Source organism: Bradyrhizobium sp. 521_C7_N1_3 (genome assembly GCF_052075975.1).
Lineage (GTDB): Bacteria > Pseudomonadota > Alphaproteobacteria > Rhizobiales > Xanthobacteraceae > Bradyrhizobium > Bradyrhizobium japonicum.
On sequence record NZ_CP197232.1, the window covers coordinates 1,019,736 to 1,040,630 of the forward strand.

The 20,895-nt window shown below is 65.3% G+C and carries 20 protein-coding genes; 9 read left to right on the forward strand and 11 right to left on the reverse strand.

The features are described from left to right. The 3 genes from AB7008_RS04735 to AB7008_RS04745 all read right to left on the reverse strand — a co-directional run bounded on the left by AB7008_RS04735 (position 1) and on the right by AB7008_RS04745 (position 3,562). Positions 1-840 carry an ABC transporter permease gene (locus AB7008_RS04735; RefSeq protein WP_028160040.1) on the reverse strand — a complete coding sequence of 280 codons (840 nt, stop codon included), beginning with the start codon at positions 838-840 and terminating at the stop codon, positions 1-3. Then, positions 837-1,808: an ABC transporter permease gene (locus AB7008_RS04740; RefSeq protein ID WP_304494671.1), complete on the reverse strand. Its 972-nt coding sequence runs from the start codon at positions 1,806-1,808 to the stop codon at positions 837-839. The genes AB7008_RS04735 and AB7008_RS04740 overlap by 4 nt, the downstream gene beginning before the upstream one ends. A 203-nt stretch (positions 1,809-2,011) precedes the next feature. Beyond that, entirely contained in the window at positions 2,012-3,562 is a 1,551-nt protein-coding gene (locus AB7008_RS04745) for an ABC transporter substrate-binding protein (RefSeq protein WP_038942205.1), read from the reverse strand. Between the two features lie 215 nt (positions 3,563-3,777). Here AB7008_RS04745 and AB7008_RS04750 point away from each other — a divergent pair, with 215 nt between their 5' ends. From AB7008_RS04750 to irr, 4 genes are all read left to right on the forward strand, one after another. After that, a complete protein-coding gene (locus AB7008_RS04750; RefSeq protein WP_028160043.1) occupies positions 3,778-4,416 on the forward strand; it encodes a TetR/AcrR family transcriptional regulator in 639 nt (212 codons plus the stop codon). Positions 4,417-4,669: 253 nt separating this feature from the next. Further along, positions 4,670-5,332, forward strand: a complete 663-nt coding sequence (locus tag AB7008_RS04755) for a DUF3313 domain-containing protein (RefSeq protein ID WP_028160044.1) — start codon at positions 4,670-4,672, stop codon at positions 5,330-5,332. A 32-nt stretch (positions 5,333-5,364) separates the two neighbouring features. Further along, complete coding sequence (locus AB7008_RS04760; RefSeq protein ID WP_028160045.1) at positions 5,365-5,934, forward strand: DUF2147 domain-containing protein; 570 nt, start codon at positions 5,365-5,367, stop codon at positions 5,932-5,934. Positions 5,935-6,045: 111 nt separating this feature from the next. Next, the gene (gene irr / locus AB7008_RS04765) at positions 6,046-6,519 is read left to right on the forward strand and encodes a Fur family transcriptional regulator Irr (protein WP_041956404.1); all 474 of its coding nucleotides are present in this window, start codon (positions 6,046-6,048) and stop codon (positions 6,517-6,519) included. 18 nt (positions 6,520-6,537) lie between these two features. On the opposite strand, the gene AB7008_RS04770 is transcribed toward irr, so the two are convergent. Then, positions 6,538-8,088, reverse strand: coding sequence for a winged helix-turn-helix domain-containing tetratricopeptide repeat protein (locus AB7008_RS04770; RefSeq protein WP_041956401.1), 1,551 nt, complete (start codon positions 8,086-8,088; stop codon positions 6,538-6,540). Positions 8,089-8,221: 133 nt separating this feature from the next. Here AB7008_RS04770 and mddA point away from each other — a divergent pair, with 133 nt between their 5' ends. Continuing rightward, positions 8,222-9,010 carry a methanethiol S-methyltransferase gene (gene mddA, locus AB7008_RS04775; protein WP_028160048.1) on the forward strand — a complete coding sequence of 263 codons (789 nt, stop codon included), beginning with the start codon at positions 8,222-8,224 and terminating at the stop codon, positions 9,008-9,010. A 206-nt stretch (positions 9,011-9,216) separates the two neighbouring features. Beyond that, positions 9,217-9,639: a GFA family protein gene (locus AB7008_RS04780; protein ID WP_028160049.1), complete on the forward strand. Its 423-nt coding sequence runs from the start codon at positions 9,217-9,219 to the stop codon at positions 9,637-9,639. 41 nt (positions 9,640-9,680) lie between these two features. On the opposite strand, the gene AB7008_RS04785 is transcribed toward AB7008_RS04780, so the two are convergent. Then, positions 9,681-11,237, reverse strand: coding sequence for a winged helix-turn-helix domain-containing protein (locus AB7008_RS04785; RefSeq protein WP_441258525.1), 1,557 nt, complete (start codon positions 11,235-11,237; stop codon positions 9,681-9,683). Between the two features lie 489 nt (positions 11,238-11,726). Here AB7008_RS04785 and pcaB point away from each other — a divergent pair, with 489 nt between their 5' ends. Then, positions 11,727-13,088 (forward strand): 3-carboxy-cis,cis-muconate cycloisomerase, encoded by a 1,362-nt coding sequence (pcaB, locus tag AB7008_RS04790; protein WP_441258526.1) that lies wholly within the window; start codon positions 11,727-11,729, stop codon positions 13,086-13,088. 113 nt (positions 13,089-13,201) lie between these two features. Then, a complete protein-coding gene (locus tag AB7008_RS04795; protein WP_041956394.1) occupies positions 13,202-14,458 on the forward strand; it encodes an aminopeptidase in 1,257 nt (418 codons plus the stop codon). 91 nt (positions 14,459-14,549) lie between these two features. Here AB7008_RS04795 and AB7008_RS04800 read toward each other — a convergent pair whose 3' ends face one another. Next, positions 14,550-15,104, reverse strand: a complete 555-nt coding sequence (locus tag AB7008_RS04800) for a hypothetical protein (RefSeq protein WP_041956392.1) — start codon at positions 15,102-15,104, stop codon at positions 14,550-14,552. A gap of 241 nt (positions 15,105-15,345) precedes the next feature. Between AB7008_RS04800 and AB7008_RS04805 the strand changes: the two genes are divergently transcribed. After that, entirely contained in the window at positions 15,346-15,801 is a 456-nt protein-coding gene (locus tag AB7008_RS04805) for a cupin domain-containing protein (protein ID WP_028157215.1), read from the forward strand. Between the two features lie 80 nt (positions 15,802-15,881). Here the strand turns inward: AB7008_RS04805 and AB7008_RS04810 are convergent, their stop codons facing one another. The 5 genes from AB7008_RS04810 to AB7008_RS04830 all read right to left on the reverse strand — a co-directional run bounded on the left by AB7008_RS04810 (position 15,882) and on the right by AB7008_RS04830 (position 20,827). Further along, positions 15,882-16,934: an amidohydrolase family protein gene (locus AB7008_RS04810; protein ID WP_028148670.1), complete on the reverse strand. Its 1,053-nt coding sequence runs from the start codon at positions 16,932-16,934 to the stop codon at positions 15,882-15,884. Between the two features lie 112 nt (positions 16,935-17,046). Next, positions 17,047-17,568, reverse strand: a complete 522-nt coding sequence (locus tag AB7008_RS04815) for a hypothetical protein (protein WP_248881274.1) — start codon at positions 17,566-17,568, stop codon at positions 17,047-17,049. A 65-nt stretch (positions 17,569-17,633) separates the two neighbouring features. Then, positions 17,634-18,449, reverse strand: coding sequence for an MBL fold metallo-hydrolase (locus AB7008_RS04820; RefSeq protein WP_014498445.1), 816 nt, complete (start codon positions 18,447-18,449; stop codon positions 17,634-17,636). A 105-nt stretch (positions 18,450-18,554) separates the two neighbouring features. Then, complete coding sequence (locus AB7008_RS04825) at positions 18,555-20,081, reverse strand: permease (protein ID WP_441258527.1); 1,527 nt, start codon at positions 20,079-20,081, stop codon at positions 18,555-18,557. Beyond that, the gene (locus tag AB7008_RS04830; protein WP_441261186.1) at positions 20,078-20,827 is read right to left on the reverse strand and encodes an ABC transporter ATP-binding protein; all 750 of its coding nucleotides are present in this window, start codon (positions 20,825-20,827) and stop codon (positions 20,078-20,080) included. Before AB7008_RS04830 ends, AB7008_RS04825 begins: the two co-directional genes overlap by 4 nt. Positions 20,828-20,895: the final 68 nt, after the last annotated feature.

Sequence of the window (20,895 nt, forward strand, 5' to 3'; positions counted from 1 at the left end):
TCAGCGGCCCTCCCGCGACAGGCGCGGATTGAGCGCGTCGTTGAGGCCTTCGCCGATCAGGTTCAGCCCGAGTACGGAGATCAGAATGGCGACGCCGGGAAACACCGTGATCCACCAGGCCTGGCGGATCACGGTGCGGCCGGCGCCGACCATGTAGCCCCAGGAGATCAGATTGGGATCGCCGAGCCCAAGGAACGCGAGCGAGGATTCGAGCAGGATCGCGGTCGCCACCATCAGCGAGGCCAGCACGATCACCGGCGACAGCGCGTTGGGCAGGATCTCGCGCAGGATGATCCAGGTGTTGCTCTGGCCGGTGACGACGGCGGCCTGGACATATTCGCGCGTGCGCAGCGACAGCACCTCGCCGCGCACGAGGCGGGCGACCGGCGGCCAGCTCACCACCGCGATCGAGGCCACGATCGAATAGATCGAGGGCTGCAGGATCGCGACCAGCACGATCGCGAGCGCGAAGCTCGGAATGGTCTGGAAGAATTCGGTGAAGCGCATCAGGGCGTCGTCGACCTTGCCGCCGAAATAGCCGGCCATGGCGCCGATGGGAACGCCGACGACCAGCGCGACCAGCGTGGAGACGAGGCCGACCAGCAGCGAGACGCGAGCGCCAAAGATCATGCCGGCGAACACGTCGCGGCCGAGCGCATCGGTGCCGAGCGGCACGGTCGAGAGCGTAAACGGCGGCAGGAACGGCCGCTGCACCATCCGCCAGGGCGAATTCGGGAACAGCATCGGCCCGAACACCGCGACCGAGATCGCGAGGACAAGGATGACGAGCCCGACGACGCCGCTCGGGCTCTTCAGCATCGATTTCCAGAACTGTTTCATGAGGCGAATTCGATGCGCGGGTCGACCAGGCGGTAGACGAGGTCGGTGATGAGGTTGAAGATCAGCACCATGGCGGAGCAGATCACGAAGACGCCGAGCAGCAGGTTGTAGTCACGCTGCAGCAGCGCGTCGTACATCAGGCGCCCGATGCCGGGCCAGGCGAACACGGTCTCGGTGATGACGGCGCCGCCGATCAGCGTTCCGGAATGCACACCGGCCAGCGTCACGACCGGCAGCAGCGCGTTGCGCAGCACGTGGCGGCGCTGGATCACGGCGTCGGAGAGGCCCTTCGCACGCGCGGTCTTGACGAAGTCGAGGCGCTTCACCTCCAGCATCGACGCGCGCGTCATGCGGGTGTAGGTCGCCATGAAGAACAGGCCGAGCGTCATCGCCGGCATGATCAGGTGCTTTGCGACGTCGACGGCGTGGGCAAGGCCGGTGAGGTTGGCGCCGACCGTCTCGTAGCCGAAGCTCGGCAGCCAATCCATGGTGACCGAGAACAGCAGGATGCCCATCAACGCCACCCAGAAGATCGGCATGGCGTAGAAGATCAGCGCGAACACGGTGATGGCCGTGTCGAGGAAGGTACCGGCAAAGCGCGCGGCGAAGCTGCCGAAGAGAACGCCGAGCATGAGCGAGATCGCGAATGCCGTCAGTGTCAGCAGCAGCGTCGCCGGCAGCCGCTCGCCGATCAGCTTGGCGACCGGCGCCTGCTGGCGGAAGGAGAAGCCGAGGTCGAGCGTGACGACGCCCTTGACATAGATGAAGAGCTGCTCCGGCAGCGGCTTGTCGAGGCCGAACTTTTCCCGCAGCTGCTTGACGAAGACCTGGTCACTGGCGCCGGCCTCGCCCGCCATCACGACCGCGGGGTCGCCGGGCGCAAGCCGGATCAGGAAGAAATTGAGGACGACGATCGCGAGCAGGACGATCACGCCCTTCACGACACGCTGAGCGACGAAGGAGAGCATCTAGAGATTCATATCTTGTAGCGTGACCTGGAGCCGCTGGGGCAGTGCGCTCCCTCGCCCCGCTCTTGCGGGGAGAGGGTTGGGGTGAGGGGCCTCTCTCCACGCGTGAGAATGCTGACGGACCTGTACCCCCTCACCCGCCACGCTCTGCGAGTGCGTCGACCTCTCCCCGCAAGCGGGGAGAGGTGAAGGAAGGCGCACGCTCACTTGTCCAGCCATGCGTCCTTGAAGCCGTCATTGACCCCGATGCCCGTGGTGATCAGGTTCTTGACCTTGCAGCGCGTGATGGTCGGGAATTGTAGCTCCAGCATCCAGGCCACCGGCACGTCCTCGACCAGGATCTTCTGCGCCTTCTCGTAGATCTCCTTGCGCTTGGAATCCGGGGTCGCGGTCGCGCCGTCGGCGAACAGCTTGTCGATCTCCGGGTTGGAGTAGCCCTCGACGTTGTTGAAGACCTGCCCCTTGGCGATGTTGCTGGAGATATAATTGCGGCCGACGCCGAGCGCGGGATCGCCATATTGGTAGAGATAGGTGAAGGCGATATCGTAATCCCAGTCGCCGATCTTCTGGTTGCCGCCGGCAACGTCGGTGGCGATCGTCTCGATGTTCATGCCGACGTCCTGGAGGTTCTGCTTCACGGCTTCACCCCAGCGCTGCCAGGTCTCGCCATAGGCGAGCGGCAGCAGGCGGATCTTCTCGCCCTTGTAGCCGGCTTCCTTCAGCAGCGCCTTGGCCTTGGCCGGATCGTAAGGGTATTTCGGCACGTCGTCGGTGTAGAACCTGATGGTCGAGGCGGACGGGCCTGTCGCCACCTTGCCGAGCCCGTTCCAGATCACGTCCTTGGCGAAATCACGGTCGATCGCATACATGATCGCCTGCCGCACCCGCTTGTCGGCGAGTGGCCCCTGGCGGTTGTTCAGCCACAGCCAAGCGAGCGGCGAGAAGAATTCCCAGCCGGCGCCGGTGACGCAGGTGTCCTTCAGCTTGGACAGCCGCGGCACGTCGAAATTCTCGACCGAGCCGCCGGGCAGCACGTCGACCTTGCCGGTCTCATACGCCACCGAGCGCGCGGCCGCGTCGGGAATGATCTGCCAGTAGATCTCGTCGAGATAGGGCTTGCCCTTTTCGTGGTAGTTCGGGTTCTTGACCAGGCGGATGAACGAGCCCTTCTGCCACTCCTTGAACATGAAGGGGCCGGTGCCGACCGGCGCGTTGTTGTAGGGGTTGGTCTTCCAGTCGGTGCCTTCATAGAGATGCTTCGGCACCATCGGCATCGAGCCGACCTCGAAGATGCCGAGGAACGGTCCGAACGGCTGCTTCAGCGTGAACACCACCGTATAGTCGTCCGGCGTCTCGATCTTGTCGACCTGCGCCAGATTGGTGCGGGCACGCGCATGCGTCTGCTTCAGCATCTCCATCGAAAACAGCACGTCGGCGGCGGTGAAGGGCTTGCCGTCATGCCAAGTCACGCCCTTCTTGAGCTTGAAGGTGTAGGTCTTGGCGTCCTCGCTGACGCTCCAGCTTTCGGCAAGCTCCGGCAGCGGCTCGAGCTTGGGGCTGTAGCGCAGCAGGCCCTCGAAGATGTTGCCCGAGACCATTTGAGTCGGGCCGTTCTGGACCTGCGCAAGCATCAGGCCGGGCGGCTCGGGCTGGATCACGGCGTTGATCACGCCCCCCGTCCTCGGCTCTTGCGCCAGCGCCGAGGCCGTGAGGCCGCAAGCCAGGAGGGCACCAAGCAACACTCGTTTTGGCATGTCGTATCTTTCTCAAGCGAGACCGGCCGAAAACGCTTCGCACGTCATGGCGCGCGAAGCCCCGGCCAGCCCATCCCAGTCCCCATCCGATATCGAGGCTCACACAGTCTCATTCGGGGCCGCAAGATGAAAGTCTCGACAGTGTTCGCACAAAAAATGTACAGCGCGTCCTGTTTTCACTTGATTCATTGTCTTGTCACGGAGACAAGTCGGCCATGGACAATGCCAGCCGCTCCGAACGATCCCGTAACGCCGCGCTCGAAGCGGCCATCGCGATCATCGCGCGCGACGGGCCGGGCCGGCTGACGCTGGATGCGATCGCGCGCGAGAGTGGACTCAGCAAGGGTGGCGTGATGCATCAGTTCCGCACCAAGGAAGCGGTGCTGAAGGCGTTGCTCGACCGGCAGATGGCGCATTTCGAGGAGTTCGCCACCAGCACCATGGCAAAGGTGAGTGCGACCTCCGCGAATCCCAACCTGGCGACCCAGCTCGCGACCGTGCGCGAAGCGGCCATCTCGCCGAATTCTGCCGCGCTGGCGCTGGTTGCGGCCATGGTCGAGAATCCCAGCCTGATGGCGCTGCCGCGCGAGCGCGAGATGGAGAGGATGGCGGCGATCAGGGAAGAGGCCGCTGATCCTGATCTCGCGATGCTGCGCTGGGCCGGTGCGATGGGACTGCTGCTGAGCTCGTTGTTCGGCATGTCGCCGCTCAGCAAGGACGAGCATCAGCGGCTGTTCGCGCGCCTGCTCGACGACGCGCAGTGGACCGGCCTCGAACGGCCGGCCGCCAAGCGCACCGCCAAATCCGGTGCGCCTTCGGCGGCGAAGGCCGCAACGCCGCGCAAGCGCGCCTGATTCACCGTTAACGATTTTCCGCCGATCGCTGCCCAAAGCCGCGCCTGCGGCCAAATGTGCCAGGCCCGCGTATTTGAACTTTACAAACCGCCCAGTCGGTTTTATTAATGGACATACTGAGACGGCCCAAGGCTTCCGAGATGGCCCCGGACGAAGCCTCGGGTTGGCACTAGTGAGCGCCGCAGCCGCGTCTGGTCCCGTACGCGGCTGCGGTCGCCACTGCCCTGGCAGCAAGCCGCGAGAGGAGTCTGGAATGAATCGCTCGATCGCCCTGCGCGGTCTGGGAACGCTGCTGCTTGGCGCAGCCGTCGCGGGCTGTGCCGCCGTCGCGCCCGTGCCGTATTCCGGGATGGCGTCCTCAGCCTACATGGCGCCGGACAAGTCGGACGCCTCCGGCCGCGTGCCCTACCGCTATTCCACGCCGGTCGACTGGCGCGCCTATCATCGAGTCATCCTCGAACCGGTCGTGGTCTATCGCGGCAGGGATCACCAGTTCGGCGACATGTCCGACAAGGACAAGGCGACGCTTGCCGCCTACATGCAGACCCGTTTCGCCGAGGGTCTGCGCGGCCGCTTCGCGCTGGTGCGCGAGCGTGGACCGGAGACGCTGCGGATCAGGCTGACACTCACCGGCGCCGTCGCCAACACGCCGGTGCTCGGCACGCTCTCCCGCTTCGACGTCGCCGGCGCCGTCTACAACGGCGTGCAGGCCGCGCGCGACGGCGAGGGCACCATGACCGGCTCGGTCATCTACGGCGTCGAGATCTTCGACGCCGCCACCGCGCGCCTGCTCTCCGCCTACGTCACCAAGCAATACCCTGCCGCCTACGACATCAAGGCCACCGCCGGCGCGCTCGCCGCTGCCACCGCCGGCCTCGACAAGGGCGCCGACGCGCTGATGGCGCAACTGAACTGACGCCGCGACCCATCCAACGAAAGATGCCGCTGATGAACCTTGTCCTTCGCTTCGTGCTGCGCGTTGCGATCACGATCCTGATGATGGTCCTTGGCGGCCGTGCCGGCGCCGCGGCGCCGCCCGATCCCAGCGGCACCTGGCTCGTCCAGGACGGCCGCGCGCGCATCAGACTCGAGCGCTGCGGGCCGTCGCGCGACCGCATCTGCGGCTTCATCGTCTGGATGAAGGAGCCGGCCGACAAGCGCGGCCAGCCCTATCGCGACAGTGAGAACCCCGATCCCGACAAGCGCGCCCGCGCGCTGCTCGGCCATCAGCTCATCATGGGCTTGCAGGCGACGCCGGAGGGACAGTTTGCCGGCGAGATCTACAATGCCGAGGACGGCAAATCCTATTCGGTCTCGCTGTGGCGCGACTCCGCCGATCGCCTCAAGCTCAGGGGCTGCCTGATCAAGTTCCTGTGCCAGACCCAGACCTGGCAGCAGACCCTCGACGTGCTGCCCGGCCAGCTCGTCGGCCTCACCGGCGATCTCAACGGCCCCCGCGCCGACAAGGAATGGGCCGCCGTGCCGGCACCAAAGCCGATACAGGCCAAGGCAAAATAACCGCAGCATCGCCCGATTTGATCCGGATCAAGGCGTACGCGCCGCTTTTGCGATTGGATGGCGGGATGCGCAAGATACGTGCGCCCCTGTCAACCGCGAGACGCAGCGGCGATGGATGTCCTCTCCACCCTTCCTGAAGCGGATTCAGACGATGTCGCCGCGCAGCTCGCGGACGAGGCTGCAGCGCGTTGCGCGCAATTGCTTGGCGATGCCGGCTTGCGGCCGACGCGTCATCGCATGGCGCTCGCCCGGATGCTGCTGATGGGCGATCACCGTCACGTTACCGCGGAAGGCCTCTATGACGAGGCGACGGCCGCCAATCTGCGGCTGTCGCTCGCAACCGTCTACAACACGCTGAACCAGTTCACCGAGGCCGGCCTGCTGCGCCGGATCGCGGCCGACGGCATCAAGTCGTTCTTCGACACCGACACGTCCGTGCATCCGCATTTCTATCTGGAGGGCGAGGACGTGCTGGTCGACGTCGCCGGCGGGCTCGCCTTCAGCAAGGTGCCGCAGCCGTTGCCCGGCCACGAGATCGCGCGGCTCGACGTCGTCGTCCATCTGCGCCGCAAGCGCGTGATGTAACGCGGGCCAGACGGGTCTCTACTGCAACCCCGCGCGCCGGAACCCCTCCAGATAGTGCTCGCGATCGGCGTCACTGGCCCAGGGCAGCTGCGTTGCGATCCAGTGCAGCGAGATGTTGGGCTGGGTACGGCGGAGTTCGCCCAGCGCCATCTCGGCCAGCGCGCCGTCGCCGGTCATGCCGGCGGACACCGCGAGCACGCGGTAGGCGCCGGTGAGGTCGCCGCGATGGCGGATCGCCTCGCGCGCCAGCGCGATCGCCTCGTCGTAATGCCGTTCGGTGAAGCGCGCATAGCCGGCAATGCCGTAATAGATCGCCAGTGATGGATCGCGCGGCGAGAGCCGGATCGCCCTCTGCGCCGCATCGAACGATTCCCCGGAACGACCGGCGTAGGACAGCGCCAGGGCGTAATAGCCCTGCGCCAGCGAGAAGTTCGGGTTGAGCGCGAGCGCCTGCTCGAACTCGGACAGCGCGTCGGAAAGCCTGCGCGTCGAGAAGAAGACGCTGCCGAGCGCGGCATGCGCCCAGGCATCCTCGTGGTCATGGCGCACCGCGGCGAGCGCGGCGGCCTCCGCGATCGGCACCGTCGTGGCAAGCTCCGCCCAGCCGAGATGGACGCCGAACATGTGGCTTGCCGCGAGCACCGACAGCGCCTGGCCGTAGTTCGAGTCGATCGAAATGGCGCGTTCGAGCAATGCCTGCGCAGCCTTGTGGTCCTGCTGCGTCACCCGCCAATAGTGCGACAGCGCGCGCATCAGCAGGTCCCAGGCATCGAGGCTCGCGGGCGGCTTGCGGTCGGCGCGGAAATTCTCGGCCGCATGGATCTGCGGCTCGATCGCCGCGACGATCGCGTTGGTGATGTCGTCCTGCACGGCGAAGACGTCGACAAGCTCGCGGTCGTAGCGCTCGGCCCAGAGATGGCTGCCGGTGGTGGCGTCGTTGAGCTGCGCGGTGATGCGCACACGGTTGTCGACCTTGCGCACGCTGCCTTCGACGACGTAGCGGACGCCGAGCTCTTCGGCGATCTGCCTGATATGAACCGAGCGCCCCTTGTAGGTGAAGGACGAATTGCGGGCGATCACCATGAACCAGCGCTGCTTCGACAGCGCGGTGAGAATGTCCTCGCTGATCCCGTCGCCGAAATAGTCCTGCGCGGGATCGCCGCTCATGTTCTCGAAGGCGAGCACCGCGATCGCCGGGCGGTCCGTCACGGCGCGCACCGGGGCAGGGCCGGGTTCCACCGGCGCAAGCGTCGTTGCCACATCTTCCCGGACTTCGCCGACGAAGCGGAAGCCCTTGCGCGGGATCGTCTTGATCAGCCGCTGCGTGGCGCCGTCGTCGCCAAGCGCCTTGCGCGCGGCATTGATTCGGCTGTTCAGGGCGGAATCCGAGACGATGCGGTCGCTCCAGATCTGGCTGATCAGGTCATCCTTGCTGACCACACGGGCGCGTTGCGCGACCAGATAAAGCAGCAGATCGAACACTTGCGGTTGCAGCGGCACGGCCGCGCCGCGGCAGGTCAGTTCCCGCAGGTCGCCGTCGAGCACGTTGTTTTCAAAGAGAAATCGCACGCTTCTATCGTCTCAAGCAAAAATCAAAGTCGTCTCAGGCGAAAATCAACCGTCCGCGAAAGTCAGGGGGTGTCCGATCCGGCATGGTGCGGACACTAAACAGTGCCGATGCCTCGGCACAACGGAGCGTTCTATGACCCAACTTGATCACCAGCTTCATTCCATCGGCCCGGAGGTTGCGGGCTCACGCATTTTCAAGTTCATCGGCTTTCTGTACGGAATTGCGGCATATCTCGTGTTTTTCGTCACCATTCTCTACGCCATCGGCTTCGTCATGGGGCTGGTGGTGCCGAAGACCATCGACACCGGAACCGACACGCCGACGGCCGAAGCCGTCATCATCAATCTACTCCTGATGACGCTGTTCGCCCTTCAGCACAGCGTGATGGCGCGCAAGCAGTTCAAGGCGTGGTGGACGCAGTTCGTCCCCAAGCCGGTCGAGCGTTCGACCTACGTGCTGTTCGCGAGCCTGTCATTGCTGCTCCTGTTTTGGCAGTGGCGTCCGATGCCTGCAGTCGTATGGGACGTCGGAAACCCGGATCTCGCCGTGACGGTGGTCACGCTGTCCCTCGCGGGCTGGGTGCTGGTATTCGCCTCGACCTTCATCATCAATCACTTCGAATTGTTCGGATTGCACCAGGTGACCAACCATCTCGTGGGCAATGAGGCGGCGCCGCCGCGCTTCAAGACGCCGTTGTTCTACAAGTTCGTTCGTCATCCGATCTATCTCGGCTTCATCATCGCGTTCTGGGCGGCGCCGGTCATGACGGCGGGCCATCTGCTGTTCGCGGTCGTGACCACGCTCTACATCTTCGTCGGCATCGCGCTGGAGGAGCACGACCTCGTCGATCTCTTCGGCGACGAATACCGGCAGTACAAACAACGGGTGTCGATGCTTATTCCCTGGCGCAGATCGGTATAGCCGTAGCATCTTTCCGCCGCGTCCACCGAAAGGAGGACGCGTGGCGGAACCGAAGCGCGTAACGGACGTTGCCGGCCTCCAGCCTTCAACGTCCCTCGGGGTGATTCCCTCCACTCCGACGCCTCTCCCCGCATCCGCCTTTGCCGCTTTATCGGCGAGCCGGGGCGGGGAAAGGAATTTCAACCTTCATCAACGGAGACGACCCAATGAAACATGTCGGAAACTGCTTCTGCGGCGCGGTCACGATCGAGGTCACGGGCGAGCCGGCGGCGATGGGCTATTGCCATTGCCGCTCCTGCCGCTCCTGGTCGGGCGGACCGGTGAATGCCTTCAGCCTGTGGAAGCCGGAAGCCGTGCGCATTGCCGAAGGCGCCCAGAACGTCGAGACCTTTGCCAAGACGCCGCTCAGCCAGCGCAAATATTGCAAGAAATGCGGCGGTCACCTCATGACCAACCACCCGCCGCTGGACCTGATCGACGTCTTCACCGCCACCATCCCCACGCTCGCCTTCACGCCCGGCGTCCACGTCAACTATTCCGAGACGGTGCTGCCGATGCGCGACGGCCTGCCGAAGCTGAAGGACTTTCCGGCCGAGTTCGGCGGCAGCGGCGAGATGATGCAGGAGTAGAAGCGCTCTTACCCTCCCCCTCCGGGGGAGGGTAAACAGCATCACCTCATCCCGGCGCGCCGAAACCCCTGCAGATAGTGCTCGCGATCCTCTGCCCGCCGCATCGGCAGCTCGCGGGTGAGCCAGGCCAGCGAGATGCCGGGCTGGGTGCGTTGCAGGCCCCGCAGCGCAGATGCCGCGAGCTGAGGATCGCCCAACATGCCGGCGGCGGCCGTCAGCACGCGATGGGCGCCGACGAAATCGGCGCGCTGCCGCATCGATTCCCGCGCCATCTGGACGGCGCCCTCATAGTTGCGGCCGATGAACTGGGCATAGGCGGCAACGCCGCAATAGATCGCCGCGAGCGGATCGCGCGGGCTCAGCCGCAGCGCGCGGCGTGCGGCGGCATCGCCGTCTTGCCATCTCCCCGCGTAGCACAGCGTCACGCCGTAGAAAGCGTGCGCCATCGCGAAATTCGGATTGAGTTGCAGCGCCAGCTCGAACTCCGCCAGCGCGTCGTCGAAGCGGCGGCGGAACAAATAGGTATAAGCCAGACCGTGATGGGCCCAAGCGTCCTCGCGATCGGCTTCCACCGCCGCGAGCGCCGCGCGTTCGGCGACCGGCACGGTCATGGCCATGTCGGCCCAGCCCATATGAGCGCCGAAGATATGGCTGGTCGCGAGCAGGCCCAGCGCCTTGCCATAGGTGGGATCGATCGCGGTCGCCTGTTCCAGCAGTCCTTGCGCGGCGGCGTTGTCCTCGCGCGTAATGCGCCAGTAATGCGACAGCGCACGCATCACGAGGTCCCAGGCGTCGAGGCTGCCCGGCGGCTTCTGCTGGGCGCGAAAGCTTTCGGCGGTATAGAGCTGCGGCTCGATCGCGGCGACGATCGCCTCGGTGATCTCGTCCTGCACGGCGAAGATGTCGGCAAGCTCGCGGTCGTAGCGCTCGGCCCAGAGATGGCTGCCGGTCGAGACGTCGTTGAGCTGCGCCGAGATGCGCAGGCGATCGCCGCTGCGCCGCACGCTGCCTTCGAGCACATAGCGTACGCCGAGCTCGCGCGCGACTTCGTGCATATGCACGGCGCGGCCCTTGTAGACGAAGGAAGAGTTGCGGGCGACGACGAAGAACCAGCGCAGCTTCGACAGCGCCGTGATGATGTCCTCGCTGATGCCGTCGGAGAAATAGTCCTGCTCGCGGTCGCCGCTCATATTGGTGAAGGGCAGCACGGCGATCGCGGGACGATCGGGCAGCGCGAGCGTAGCCGGCGGCGCCTGGGCGACACGGCCCGGCTCCGGCGCGGCCGCGCGCTGCGTCTGGACGGCGCCGACGAAGCGAAAGCCCTTGCGCGCGATGGTACGGATCAGCGCCTGGTTCGCGCCGCTGTCGCCGATCGCCTTGCGCGCCGCGTTGATCCGGCTGGTCAGGGTCGATTCGGAGACGCTGCGCCCGTGCCAGATCTTGTCGATCAGCTCATCCTTGCTGACCACCCGGTCACGGTTTTCCATGAGGTGGACGACGAGGTCGAAGACCTGCGGCTCCACGGCCACGGGAACCTGCTCGCGGCTCAGCTCGCGCCGGTCGGTGTCGAGAAGGTGGTCCCGGAACATAAACTGCACGTCGAAAACTCAACCCTCGCAATGACATCAGGCAATGATGAAATCAGAATGGATTTCGACTCTAAGGTTGTGTGTCCGCTGCGGCCTGCCGGGTTCACCACGATCGCGTGATGGCTGCCATGCCGTTTTCGGATAGGAATACAACTTGAATGAGAATGTGGCGGGTCTGGTGGACTGTCGCGGGCTGCGCGCTTGGCCCGATCTTGCTGCGCGCACAATTTATCCCCGTCCCCCTGAAGTGGCCGCCTTGTCACGGTCCTCGAAGGGCGACGGCCCGGCTGCATCGCGGCCGCTCATCACTTCGAGGCCGTTCGTGCGCCGCTGCGCATCGCACGCCTCGCATCTCAGGATGACGGGGTGATGGAGCGATGCGCCGTCGCAATGTCGTCGTACGGCATCGAACGTGTGGCGAGCCATGAATGTCCATTGCCGAACAGCGCGGCCCGCGTAAGCTGCTCTCACACAAACGCCAATCATAAAGAAACGCCCATGCCCGCTTTTCCCGCCTCGACGACCGTGCTCGATTCCATGCTGTTCCGCGACGCCTTCGGCACGCCCGAGATGCGCGAGGTGTTTTCCGACGTCGCGCTGGTGGCGCGCTATGCCGAGGTCGAGGTGGCGCTGGCGAAGGCGGAGGCGAAGTGCGGCGTGATCCCGCAGGAAGCGGCCGACCAGATCGCGGCGCGCACCGACGTCGCCGCATTCGATTTCGATCTGCTGCGACAGGAGACCGACATCGTCGGCTATCCGATCCTGCCGCTGGTGCATCAGATGGTGAAGCAATGCGGCGAGGCCGGCCGCTACGTGCATTGGGGCGCGACCACGCAGGACATCATGGATACCGCGGTGGTGCTGCAATTGCGCGCCGCGCTCGGGATCGTCGAGCGCGACATCGCCGGGCTGCGGAACATCCTCGCGGACCTCTCGAAGCGCTACCGCGACACGCCGATGGCCGGCCGCACCCATCTCCAGCAGGCGCTGCCGGTGACGTTCGGCTACAAGACCGCGATCTGGCTCGCGATGTTCGATCGCCACGCCGAGCGGCTCGTGCAATTGAAGCCGCGCGTCCTGGTCGGACAGTTCGCCGGCGCCGCCGGAACGCTGGCCTCGCTCGGCGGCAAGGGGTTCGAGGTGCAGGAGGCGCTCTGCGCCGAGCTCGAGCTCGGCGTTCCCGCCTCGACCTGGCACGTCGCGCGCGACGGCTTTGCCGAGGCCGTGAACTTCCTCGCGCTCGTCACAGGCTCGCTCGGCAAGATCGCGCTCGACATCATGATCATGGCCTCGACCGAGCTCGCCGAGGTCTACGAGCCCTTCGTCAAGGGCCGCGGCGCCTCCTCGACCATGCCGCAGAAGCGCAACCCGATCTCCTCGGAGCTGATGCTCGCGGCGTCCAAGGCGGTGCGCCAGCATGCCGGTCTGATGCTGGATGCGATGGTGCAGGATTTCGAGCGCGCCACCGGGCCCTGGCATGCCGAATGGATGGCGATCCCGGAAAGCTTCGTGCTGACCGCCGGCGCGCTGCACCAGGCGAAGTTCGCGCTCGCTGGCCTCATCGTCGATGAAAGGAAGATGAACGACAATCTCGCCATCAGCCGCGGCCTGATCGTGGCCGAAGCGGTCATGATGGGGCTGGCGCCGCAGATCGGGCGGCAGGAGGCGCACGACGTGGTCTATGATGCCTGCCGGCTCGCCAATGAGAAGGGTCTGACGCTGGCGGACGCGCTCTCGTCCGACGCCCGCGTATCGAGCAGGATCGACCGTGCCACGATCGAAGCGCTGACTTCACCGAAAAATTACCTCGGCCTTGCGCCTGCCATGGTCGACCGGGTGCTGAAATCGGCAACGCGTTGAAAACCAAAATGCGTGAAACTGCGTATCTTCTCCGTGTCGCAAGGCGCTCGCGCACTTGCGCCCTGCGATGCTAGACTTAGATTGAACGAGAGACCTTCGGCAGAGGACCCCGCATGACTGATCACCGCGATACGCCCACTCCCATCGATCCCGTGAAACTCGACCGGCTGGCCGAGGTGGCGGTGAAGGTGGGCCTGGGCTTGCGGCCGGGACAGGATCTGCTCTTGACGGCGCCCGCGATCGCGCTGCCGCTGGTGCGGCGGATCGCCGTGCACGCCTACAAGGCCGGTGCCGGCATCGTGACGCCGATCCTGTCGGATGAGGAGATGACGCTGGCGCGCTACCGTTACGGCCAGGACAACAGCTTCGATCGTGCCGCCAACTGGCTCTACGAGGGCATGGCCAAGGCGTTCTCCGACAACACCGCGCGGCTTGCCATCGTCGGCGACAATCCGATGCTGCTGTCCGGCGAAGATCCTGCCAAGGTGGCGCGCGCTAGCAAGGCCAATTCGATGGCCTATCAGCCGGCGCTGGAAAAAATCGTCAATTTCGACACCAACTGGAACATCATTGCCTATCCGAGTCCGTCATGGGCCAAGCAGGTCTTCCCTGATGAGCCCGAGGACGTTGCGATCGGCAAGCTGGCAGACGCGATCTTCGCGGCCTCTCGTGTCGACCGCGAGGATGCGATGGGCAATTGGGCGAGCCATAATGCGGTGCTGCGCGAGCGCACCAACTGGCTCAACGGCCAGCGTTTTCGCGCGCTGCAATATTCAGGTCCCGGCATCGACCTCTCCATCGGGCTTGCCGACGGACACGAGTGGGAGGGCGGCGCCTCGCTGTCCAAGAACGGCATCAGTTGCAACGCCAATATCCCGACCGAAGAGGTTTTCACCACGCCGCATTGCCGGCGCGTCTTTGGCCATGTCGTGAGCTCGAAGCCGCTGTCCTACCAGGGCACGCTGATCGACAACATCGCGGTGCGCTTCGAGGACGGCAAGATCGTCGACGCAAAGGCCTCGCGCGGCGCGGAGGTGCTGAACAAGGTGCTCGACACCGACGAAGGCGCGCGGCGTCTCGGCGAGGTGGCGCTGGTGCCGCATTCCTCGCCGATCTCGCAGAGCGGGCTGTTGTTCTACAACACGTTGTTCGACGAGAACGCGGCCTCGCACATCGCGCTCGGCCAGTGCTACTCGAAATGCTTCGTCAACGGCGCGCAGCTGACGCCGCAGCAGATCGCCGCGCAAGGCGGCAACCAGAGCCTGATCCATATCGACTGGATGATCGGCTCTGCCGAGACCGACATCGACGGCATTCTCGCCGACGGCAGCAAGGTGCCGGTGTTCCGCAAGGGCGAGTGGGCGAAGTAGTCCGCTGCTGCTATGCGTGGATGGCCAGGACAAGCCCGGCCATGACGATGATGGTGGAGGGTTCAAGCCCGAACGCTGGCGTCACGTGCCCTCACGCCGCCGCGTTGCGCAGCATCGGGTTGTTGTCGATGCTGAAGCGGTTGAACAGCGTCGTGAACGGGCTGCCGTCGGTGGCCCGCACGATGGCGTCGGACGTGGCGACCGCCTCGTAAAGCGCACCGATGGGATCGTCCGCCTCGGGCAGGTCGAGGCTCCCGCGAATTTCCTCACGGGCCGCGTTGACGTCATCCTCCTCATCGAGTGTCGCCTCCAGCGCATCCGCCGCGCGCCGCATCTCGGTGAGATCGCCGCCGGCGGAGAATTTGAGGATGTCCAGCCAGTAGGGGCGAGCGACAACGAGCTGGATGAAGGCCTCGAACGTGCCGGCGATAATTCCAGCGCGGCCCTCCGATGAGACGTAGAGCACATTCCGCGATGGCAGCAGCACGAAGGTGCCACCGCTGCCGTCGCTGCCGATCTGCCGGGGGTCTTCGACGCCGTCGATCGTGAACCAGGGCTCTTCTTCGGCTGCGAAGGAAACATCGAGGCTGCCGAGCCAGGCGACGACCTCGCCTTGGGTTGTCAGAACCTCCAGGGTGAGCGGCATCGGTGCGGACTCCTTCGATGGTCACTTTCGCGCACTTTGTCGCACCCCGGAAAAGATGGGTTCATGTGCGCGAATTTGCAGGCAAATCCCGACGTTAACCTCGTCGCACCTGCAACTTGCGGCTGATTGTCGGCGCCTGCGTAAGAAAGAATTAAAAACCGGCTACTAGCGTTCCCAACATCTTTAGAAACAATCCGGGCCCAGACGCGGCCCTACATTATTATATCCCCTGGGGAAGCAGATGTCGCCGTCATTGATTGAAATCAGTAGTTGCAACGTGGATCTCGAGCTGCGCCCGATCGAGCCGTCCTGGATCATCGAAGGCAATCCGGTGTCGCGCTCGCACATCCTGTCCACCAGCGCCGACGGCACCGCCTCGACCATCATCTGGCAGTGCACCGAAGGCCGCTTCAACTGGTACTACGACATCGACGAGACGATCATGATCATGGAAGGATCGATCGTGCTCGAAAGCGACGGCATGCCGCCGAAGCGCTATGGCCCCGGCGACGTCATTTTCTTCCGCGACGGCGCGCATGCCAAATGGCATGTCGAAGGCCACGTCAAGAAGATCGCGTTCTGCCGCAAGACCAATCCCGTGATGATCGGATTCCTGATCCGCGTCGTCAACAAGCTCAAGCGGATGTTCGTCTCCGCCGGCGAGCGCCGCCCCGCCTCGCTGTTGGGGGCTGGCTAGAGTTCAAACATATCCAAGGACGCTTCCCAGCGGCCACGACGGAAGAGGGGCCGGGACCAACATCCCGGCCCCTCTTCTCGTCATGACGGCAGTTCGAGCCGGTAGACATCGCTCGCCGTCTGCGAGAACAGCGCCGTCTTCTCGGCCTCGCTCAAGGGCGCCGCGATACGCTTGAACGCGTTGAAGATCACTTGGTAGCTGCACTGGCCCTTGTCCGGCGGGAAATTGCTCTCGAACATCGCGCGCCTGGGGCCGAACGCCTCGATGCAGGTCTCGACGTAGGGCCGCCAGGCCGCGGCAAGCTCCTCCGATGACGGGGGCTTCGCGCGCAGATGGAAGTCATAGCCGAGCAGGCACATCGCGAGCCCGCCGAGTTTCACCGAGACGTTCTCGCACTTCGCGATCTCCTGGATCGAGGCGCGCCATTGCGGAAACACCTCCTCGCGCCGCCCGGCGAAGCGACCGACGCCGGCCGGGCCGCCGCAATGGTCGAGCACGATCCTGGTGTCGGGAAAGGCGCGCGCGAGCTCGGTCAGCTCGCCGATCTGCGGGTGAAACAGCCAGGCATCGAAGCTCAGGTTCAACGGCGCAAGGCAGGCAAAGCCCTTGCGGAAGGTCGGATCCTGCAACAGCCCCTTCGGCCGGTTGGCATACATGCCGGCGACGACAGGGTCTTCGTCCCAGGCCGAGGAATGCCTGATGCCGCGGAAGCGGCCGTTGCCCGCCGCGATCTCGGCTTCCAGCACCGGCTTGGCGGCATCGCCCAGCAGCAGGTTCACGTGGCTGACGATGCCGGCGCAGATCGCGGCCGTGCCGTAGCCGCCGCTTGCACTCATGGCGGCGACGCCGTTGGCGAACTCGACTTCGCCGACCGGCCGGAATGCCTCGGGCCCGTGCGCGCGATACATCGAGCGGCAGTCGACATAGACGGTGGCGATGATGTTGTGCCCGGAGGCGATATCGGCCGCCATCTCCTCGATCAGATAGCGCTGCCCGCGATTCCAGAGATGGTGATGAGGATCGACGATCGGCCGCAAGGGATCGATGATCTCCTCCTGATATTGCGCGAGCCAGTCCTCGCGCGGCTCGACGAATAGCCCGCTCGTGTTGGCGGGCACACCGCTTGCAGCCATCGGCATTCGCTCCCTCATGTTTCTTGTGGGGGGAGCCTAGCATCTCGTCTTCGCATCCAGCTGCGCGTGCTGCGCAACCGCACCCGTCATCGCGAGCACAGCGGCGCCGTCGTTAGCCCTTGCGCCGCTTCGCCTGCACATCGACCACAAGCCGCCAATCGGCGGCCGCGGCCGGCTTCACTTCGCCGAGCCAATGGAAGGAATCTTCGGCAATCTCTGTGAAACTCCAACGTGTCAGGTCGCCCGCATCGGTCGTACCTTCCTGCACGATGTCCGCGCCGCGCGGACGGCCGATCTGCTGGCGGAATACGCTACGACCGGGATCGAACCAGGAAATCCGCCACGCGGACATGGAGGGATCATAGACCCGCAGCGTCGTGCCGTACCAATTGCCGGCGATCGGAAACGCCGGCGCACCAGCGCGGCGGGGAATGATCCAGACATCCTGAACGGCGCGGCCTTCCAGCACCCAGCCGAAATGGATTTCGCCGGGCGCGGTGTGCCTGGTTCCATCGGGGCCATGAGCGGTGATCCCGGCATCCCAGTCGCCGACGAAGCGGCCGTAGAGCTGGAGCGCCGCCGCGTGCTCGGGGTTCGGTCCGTCCGCGTGCAAAAGCCTGGCAAAGTCGGTCATGTCGATCTCCTGTCGTGAGGAGATCAGCACGAACGAACGTCAATCGACTTGGAGAAAATTGCGCGTCAGACGCCGTCGAGGATGATGACCGTCGGCGTCGTCGGTAGCGCGTCCCGCGACATCCGGAAGGAGCGCTCGCTGCGCCGGTCGATCTCGAACTGCCGGCCGATGAGGTGCATGAACTCGTCGAGCGGGGTGGCGAAGCGGTGCATCGGCAGCACCACAGAGGCGCGCAGCCGCCTGGTGATCTCGGAGACGCCGTCGAGCGACATGGTGTAGGTGCCGTCGATCGGCACCATCACGATGTCGAGCCGCCCGATCTGGGCGAAATGGCTTTCGTCGAGCTTGTGGTGGAGGTGGCCGAGATGGCCGATGCAGAGCCCGGCGACCTCGAAGATGAAGATCGAATTGCCATCGCGGATCATGTCGGTGCCGGAATCGTCACCGAAATAGCGGCGGATGTCGGTCGTGACGTTGCGGATGAAGGTGTCGCCGATGCGCTCCGACACGATGGCCGGCTTGCCGTCCTCGCCCCAGCCATGCAGCACATGGGGAATGCGCTTGTCGGGAAATAGAGAGTAGTGGGTGCTGTGCGCCCGGTTCATGGTGACGACATCGGGCAGACGTCCGACCTGGTAGGCGCCGCTGTAGTCGGTCGCGATGCGCAAGCCGCCGGGCGTGTCGATGAAATAGGTGGAATGGCCGGCATAGGTGATCTGGACTTCAGCCGAGCCTGCGGCCTGCCGGAAGGCGGCCGGCATTGCGCGGGGCACGGCGTTTGCCATCGCCAGGCATTCGCTGCGCTGAGGTGGCTGCTGGGCGAGAGCAGGAGAGAGCAATGCGCCGAACAGCGCCAGAGCCGCTGAAACCAGTCGCCGCATGAATCCGTCCCCGATGACTTCGGAAGAAGTCTAGCGTGCAATGCAGCGCGTGGCCAATAGGCCGCGATCAACAGCGCGTCAGTGTCGCAGCCTCACTCCCGGCCTTTAGTTGCGCTTTGGGCTGAACTTCCAGGTGATGGCGACGAGGGCCGCGGTGATCAGGCCGCTGATGAGGCCGGCGATGGGAAGGGCGAGCAGCAGCGCCGCGCTGGCGGCCCAGCCGATCGAGGAGAAGGCTTCGGCGAAGGTCGCGAGCCGCGACGAGGTCTGGCGGCGGCGAAATTGGCTGCGCCGGGCCTGCACCCGGAACCAGAGCTGGATCGCAGTCGCGGACGCCGCGCTGATGATGACAGCGCCGGCACTGACCGCGGCCTGAAACGGCGAGGCGAAGGCGAGTGCTGCGACCAGCGGGCAGAAGATGGCGGCGATGGCGATCAGCACCACCTCGATCTTGGCGCGGATGACGCTGGACGGCGTCAGCGGCGCGGTCGCAACCAGATCGGGCGCGTCCTCGCCCGAGATCGTCAGCCAGGCGAGACCGCCCGCGAGCTGTCCCGCCGCCATCACGATGACGGGTGTGATCAGCGTCAGCGCCGCGGAGCTCTCGGCAAAGTTGCGCCAGAGCAGCAGTGCCGGCGGCACCAGGTAGAGCAGCTGCATCAGCGTCTGCGAGATCAGCCAGGGATCGCGCCAGAGCAGCGAAAATTCCTTGCGCCGCAGCGCCTGTTGCCGCGATCCGCCGCGGAACGGGCGCTGTTTCGCGGCCTTGCTGCCGGAGGCGCCGTAAGCGGCGGCATCGATCGCGGTGTCGGCAAAGCGGTGCGAGAAGACCGCCATCACGCTGCCGAGCAGCACGAGCCCGAGCGCCAGGAGCAGCAGCAGCGCCTCGCTGTCGCCCATGGTCGCCCGCGCCGGCCACCACCAGATGCTGTCGACGTCGGGCGCGTAGGCGGCGAAGCTGCCCGAGGTCAGGATGGTGAAGCGCGACAGCGTGCCATAGGACATGATCGCGGCGACCTGGAGCGCGATCACGAAGCCGGCGCCGATCATCGCGGCGAGGACCTGGGCGACGAAGCGCGTGCGCGCCGGGCCGATCAGGCGGAACAGCAGGATGGTGACGGCGATCGCGATCGCCGCGGCCGAGAGGCCCATGGCGGCGACGACGCCGAACGCCGCGAGCCAGCGCGCGCCGCCGCCGATCACCAGCACGTCGATGAAGGGCGTCGAGAACAGCAGCGCCATTGCGGTGACGGCCAGCGCGATCGCGGCGATGCGCACCGAGAACAGATTGGCCAGCGTCGCGGGCGAGGACATGATCAGGTCGAGATCGGCGCGGGCGTAGAACACCCGCGTCACCGATTCGATCGCCTGCGACAGCATCAGCGTCCAGGCCAGAAAGATCGTCGCCGAGATCACGATCAGCGAGGATTTGTCGAGCGGGAGCTGCAAGTCGGCGAAACGGCCGATCACCGCCCAGGCCGGCACGTGCAGGAGGGCCGCGAAGAACAGCAGGCCGATCACCGCGGCGCGCGCCCGCTTGCGCCGGCCGCCGGTCATCATGGCGAACCATTCGCGCCAGGCGAGCCGGAGCTCGTGGCGGGCAAACCAGGAGAGCGCGGTTGCCGAGCTCATGCGGCTTCCGGAAGCGTCACCAGCGCGATGAAGAGATCTTCCAGGCTGGTGTCGGCATGGCCGTTCTGCTGGCGCAGCTCGGTCAGCGTGCCCTCGGCGACCAGACGGCCCGAGGCGATCACGCCGATGCGGTCGGCCATGCGTTCGGCAACCTCGAGAATATGCGTGGTCATGATGACGGTGCAGCCCGCGCGGACGCGCTCGCTCAGCAGCCCCTTCACATGGCGGGCGGAAACGGCGTCGAGGCCGGTCAGCGGCTCGTCGAGGATGATGAGGCGGGGATCGTGCACCAGCGCGCCGGCGAGAGCGACCTTCTGGCGCATGCCCTTGGAAAAGCCTTCGCAGCGTTCGTGCCGGTGCGGCTCGAGCCCGAGCGAGGTCAGGAGATCCCGCGCGAACGGTTCCGAGACCGACGGCGCGATGCCCCAGAGCCCGGCGACGAATTCGAGGTACTCAAGCGGCGTCAGCTTGTCGTAGATCATGGGCTCGTCGGAGACCCACGCCATCACCTGCTTGGCGGCGACGGGATTTGCGAGCGCATCGATGCCGAAGATCGAGACCGCGCCGGCATCGGGCCGCAACAGGCCCGCGACCATGCGCAAAGTGGTGGTCTTGCCGGCGCCGTTGGGGCCGACCAGCGCATAGAATTCGCCGGCGTGAATGGTGAGATCGAGGCTGTCGACCGCCAGACGGTCAAAACGCTTCGTTAACCCCAGGACTTCCAGCGCCGATTTGTCCGGCTTCATGACGGCCATACCATCCGGTTTTGCATCGCTCGCGACCATGATCCCAAGATGTTTCGGCACCGTGAATC

Bases quoted from the DNA above. Each gene is read 5' to 3' on its own strand.
- AB7008_RS04735 (WP_028160040.1), bottom strand. From the start codon at position 840: ATGAAACAGTTCTGGAAATCGATGCTGAAGAGCCCGAGCGGCGTCGTC.
- AB7008_RS04830 (WP_441261186.1), bottom strand. From the start codon at position 20,827: ATGAAGCCGGACAAATCGGCGCTGGAAGTCCTGGGGTTAACGAAGCGT.
- irr (WP_041956404.1), top strand. From the start codon at position 6,046: ATGGATGTCCTCTCCACCCTTCCTGAAGCGGATTCAGACGATGTCGCC.
- AB7008_RS04805 (WP_028157215.1), top strand. From the start codon at position 15,346: ATGTCGCCGTCATTGATTGAAATCAGTAGTTGCAACGTGGATCTCGAG.
- AB7008_RS04760 (WP_028160045.1), top strand. From the start codon at position 5,365: ATGAACCTTGTCCTTCGCTTCGTGCTGCGCGTTGCGATCACGATCCTG.
- AB7008_RS04810 (WP_028148670.1), bottom strand. From the start codon at position 16,934: ATGGCTGCAAGCGGTGTGCCCGCCAACACGAGCGGGCTATTCGTCGAG.
- AB7008_RS04795 (WP_041956394.1), top strand. From the start codon at position 13,202: ATGACTGATCACCGCGATACGCCCACTCCCATCGATCCCGTGAAACTC.
- AB7008_RS04820 (WP_014498445.1), bottom strand. From the start codon at position 18,449: ATGCGGCGACTGGTTTCAGCGGCTCTGGCGCTGTTCGGCGCATTGCTC.
- pcaB (WP_441258526.1), top strand. From the start codon at position 11,727: ATGCCCGCTTTTCCCGCCTCGACGACCGTGCTCGATTCCATGCTGTTC.
- AB7008_RS04825 (WP_441258527.1), bottom strand. From the start codon at position 20,081: ATGAGCTCGGCAACCGCGCTCTCCTGGTTTGCCCGCCACGAGCTCCGG.
- AB7008_RS04740 (WP_304494671.1), bottom strand. From the start codon at position 1,808: ATGCTCTCCTTCGTCGCTCAGCGTGTCGTGAAGGGCGTGATCGTCCTG.
- AB7008_RS04750 (WP_028160043.1), top strand. From the start codon at position 3,778: ATGGACAATGCCAGCCGCTCCGAACGATCCCGTAACGCCGCGCTCGAA.
- AB7008_RS04780 (WP_028160049.1), top strand. From the start codon at position 9,217: ATGAAACATGTCGGAAACTGCTTCTGCGGCGCGGTCACGATCGAGGTC.
- AB7008_RS04815 (WP_248881274.1), bottom strand. From the start codon at position 17,568: ATGACCGACTTTGCCAGGCTTTTGCACGCGGACGGACCGAACCCCGAG.
- AB7008_RS04745 (WP_038942205.1), bottom strand. From the start codon at position 3,562: ATGCCAAAACGAGTGTTGCTTGGTGCCCTCCTGGCTTGCGGCCTCACG.
- mddA (WP_028160048.1), top strand. From the start codon at position 8,222: ATGACCCAACTTGATCACCAGCTTCATTCCATCGGCCCGGAGGTTGCG.
- AB7008_RS04755 (WP_028160044.1), top strand. From the start codon at position 4,670: ATGAATCGCTCGATCGCCCTGCGCGGTCTGGGAACGCTGCTGCTTGGC.
- AB7008_RS04800 (WP_041956392.1), bottom strand. From the start codon at position 15,104: ATGCCGCTCACCCTGGAGGTTCTGACAACCCAAGGCGAGGTCGTCGCC.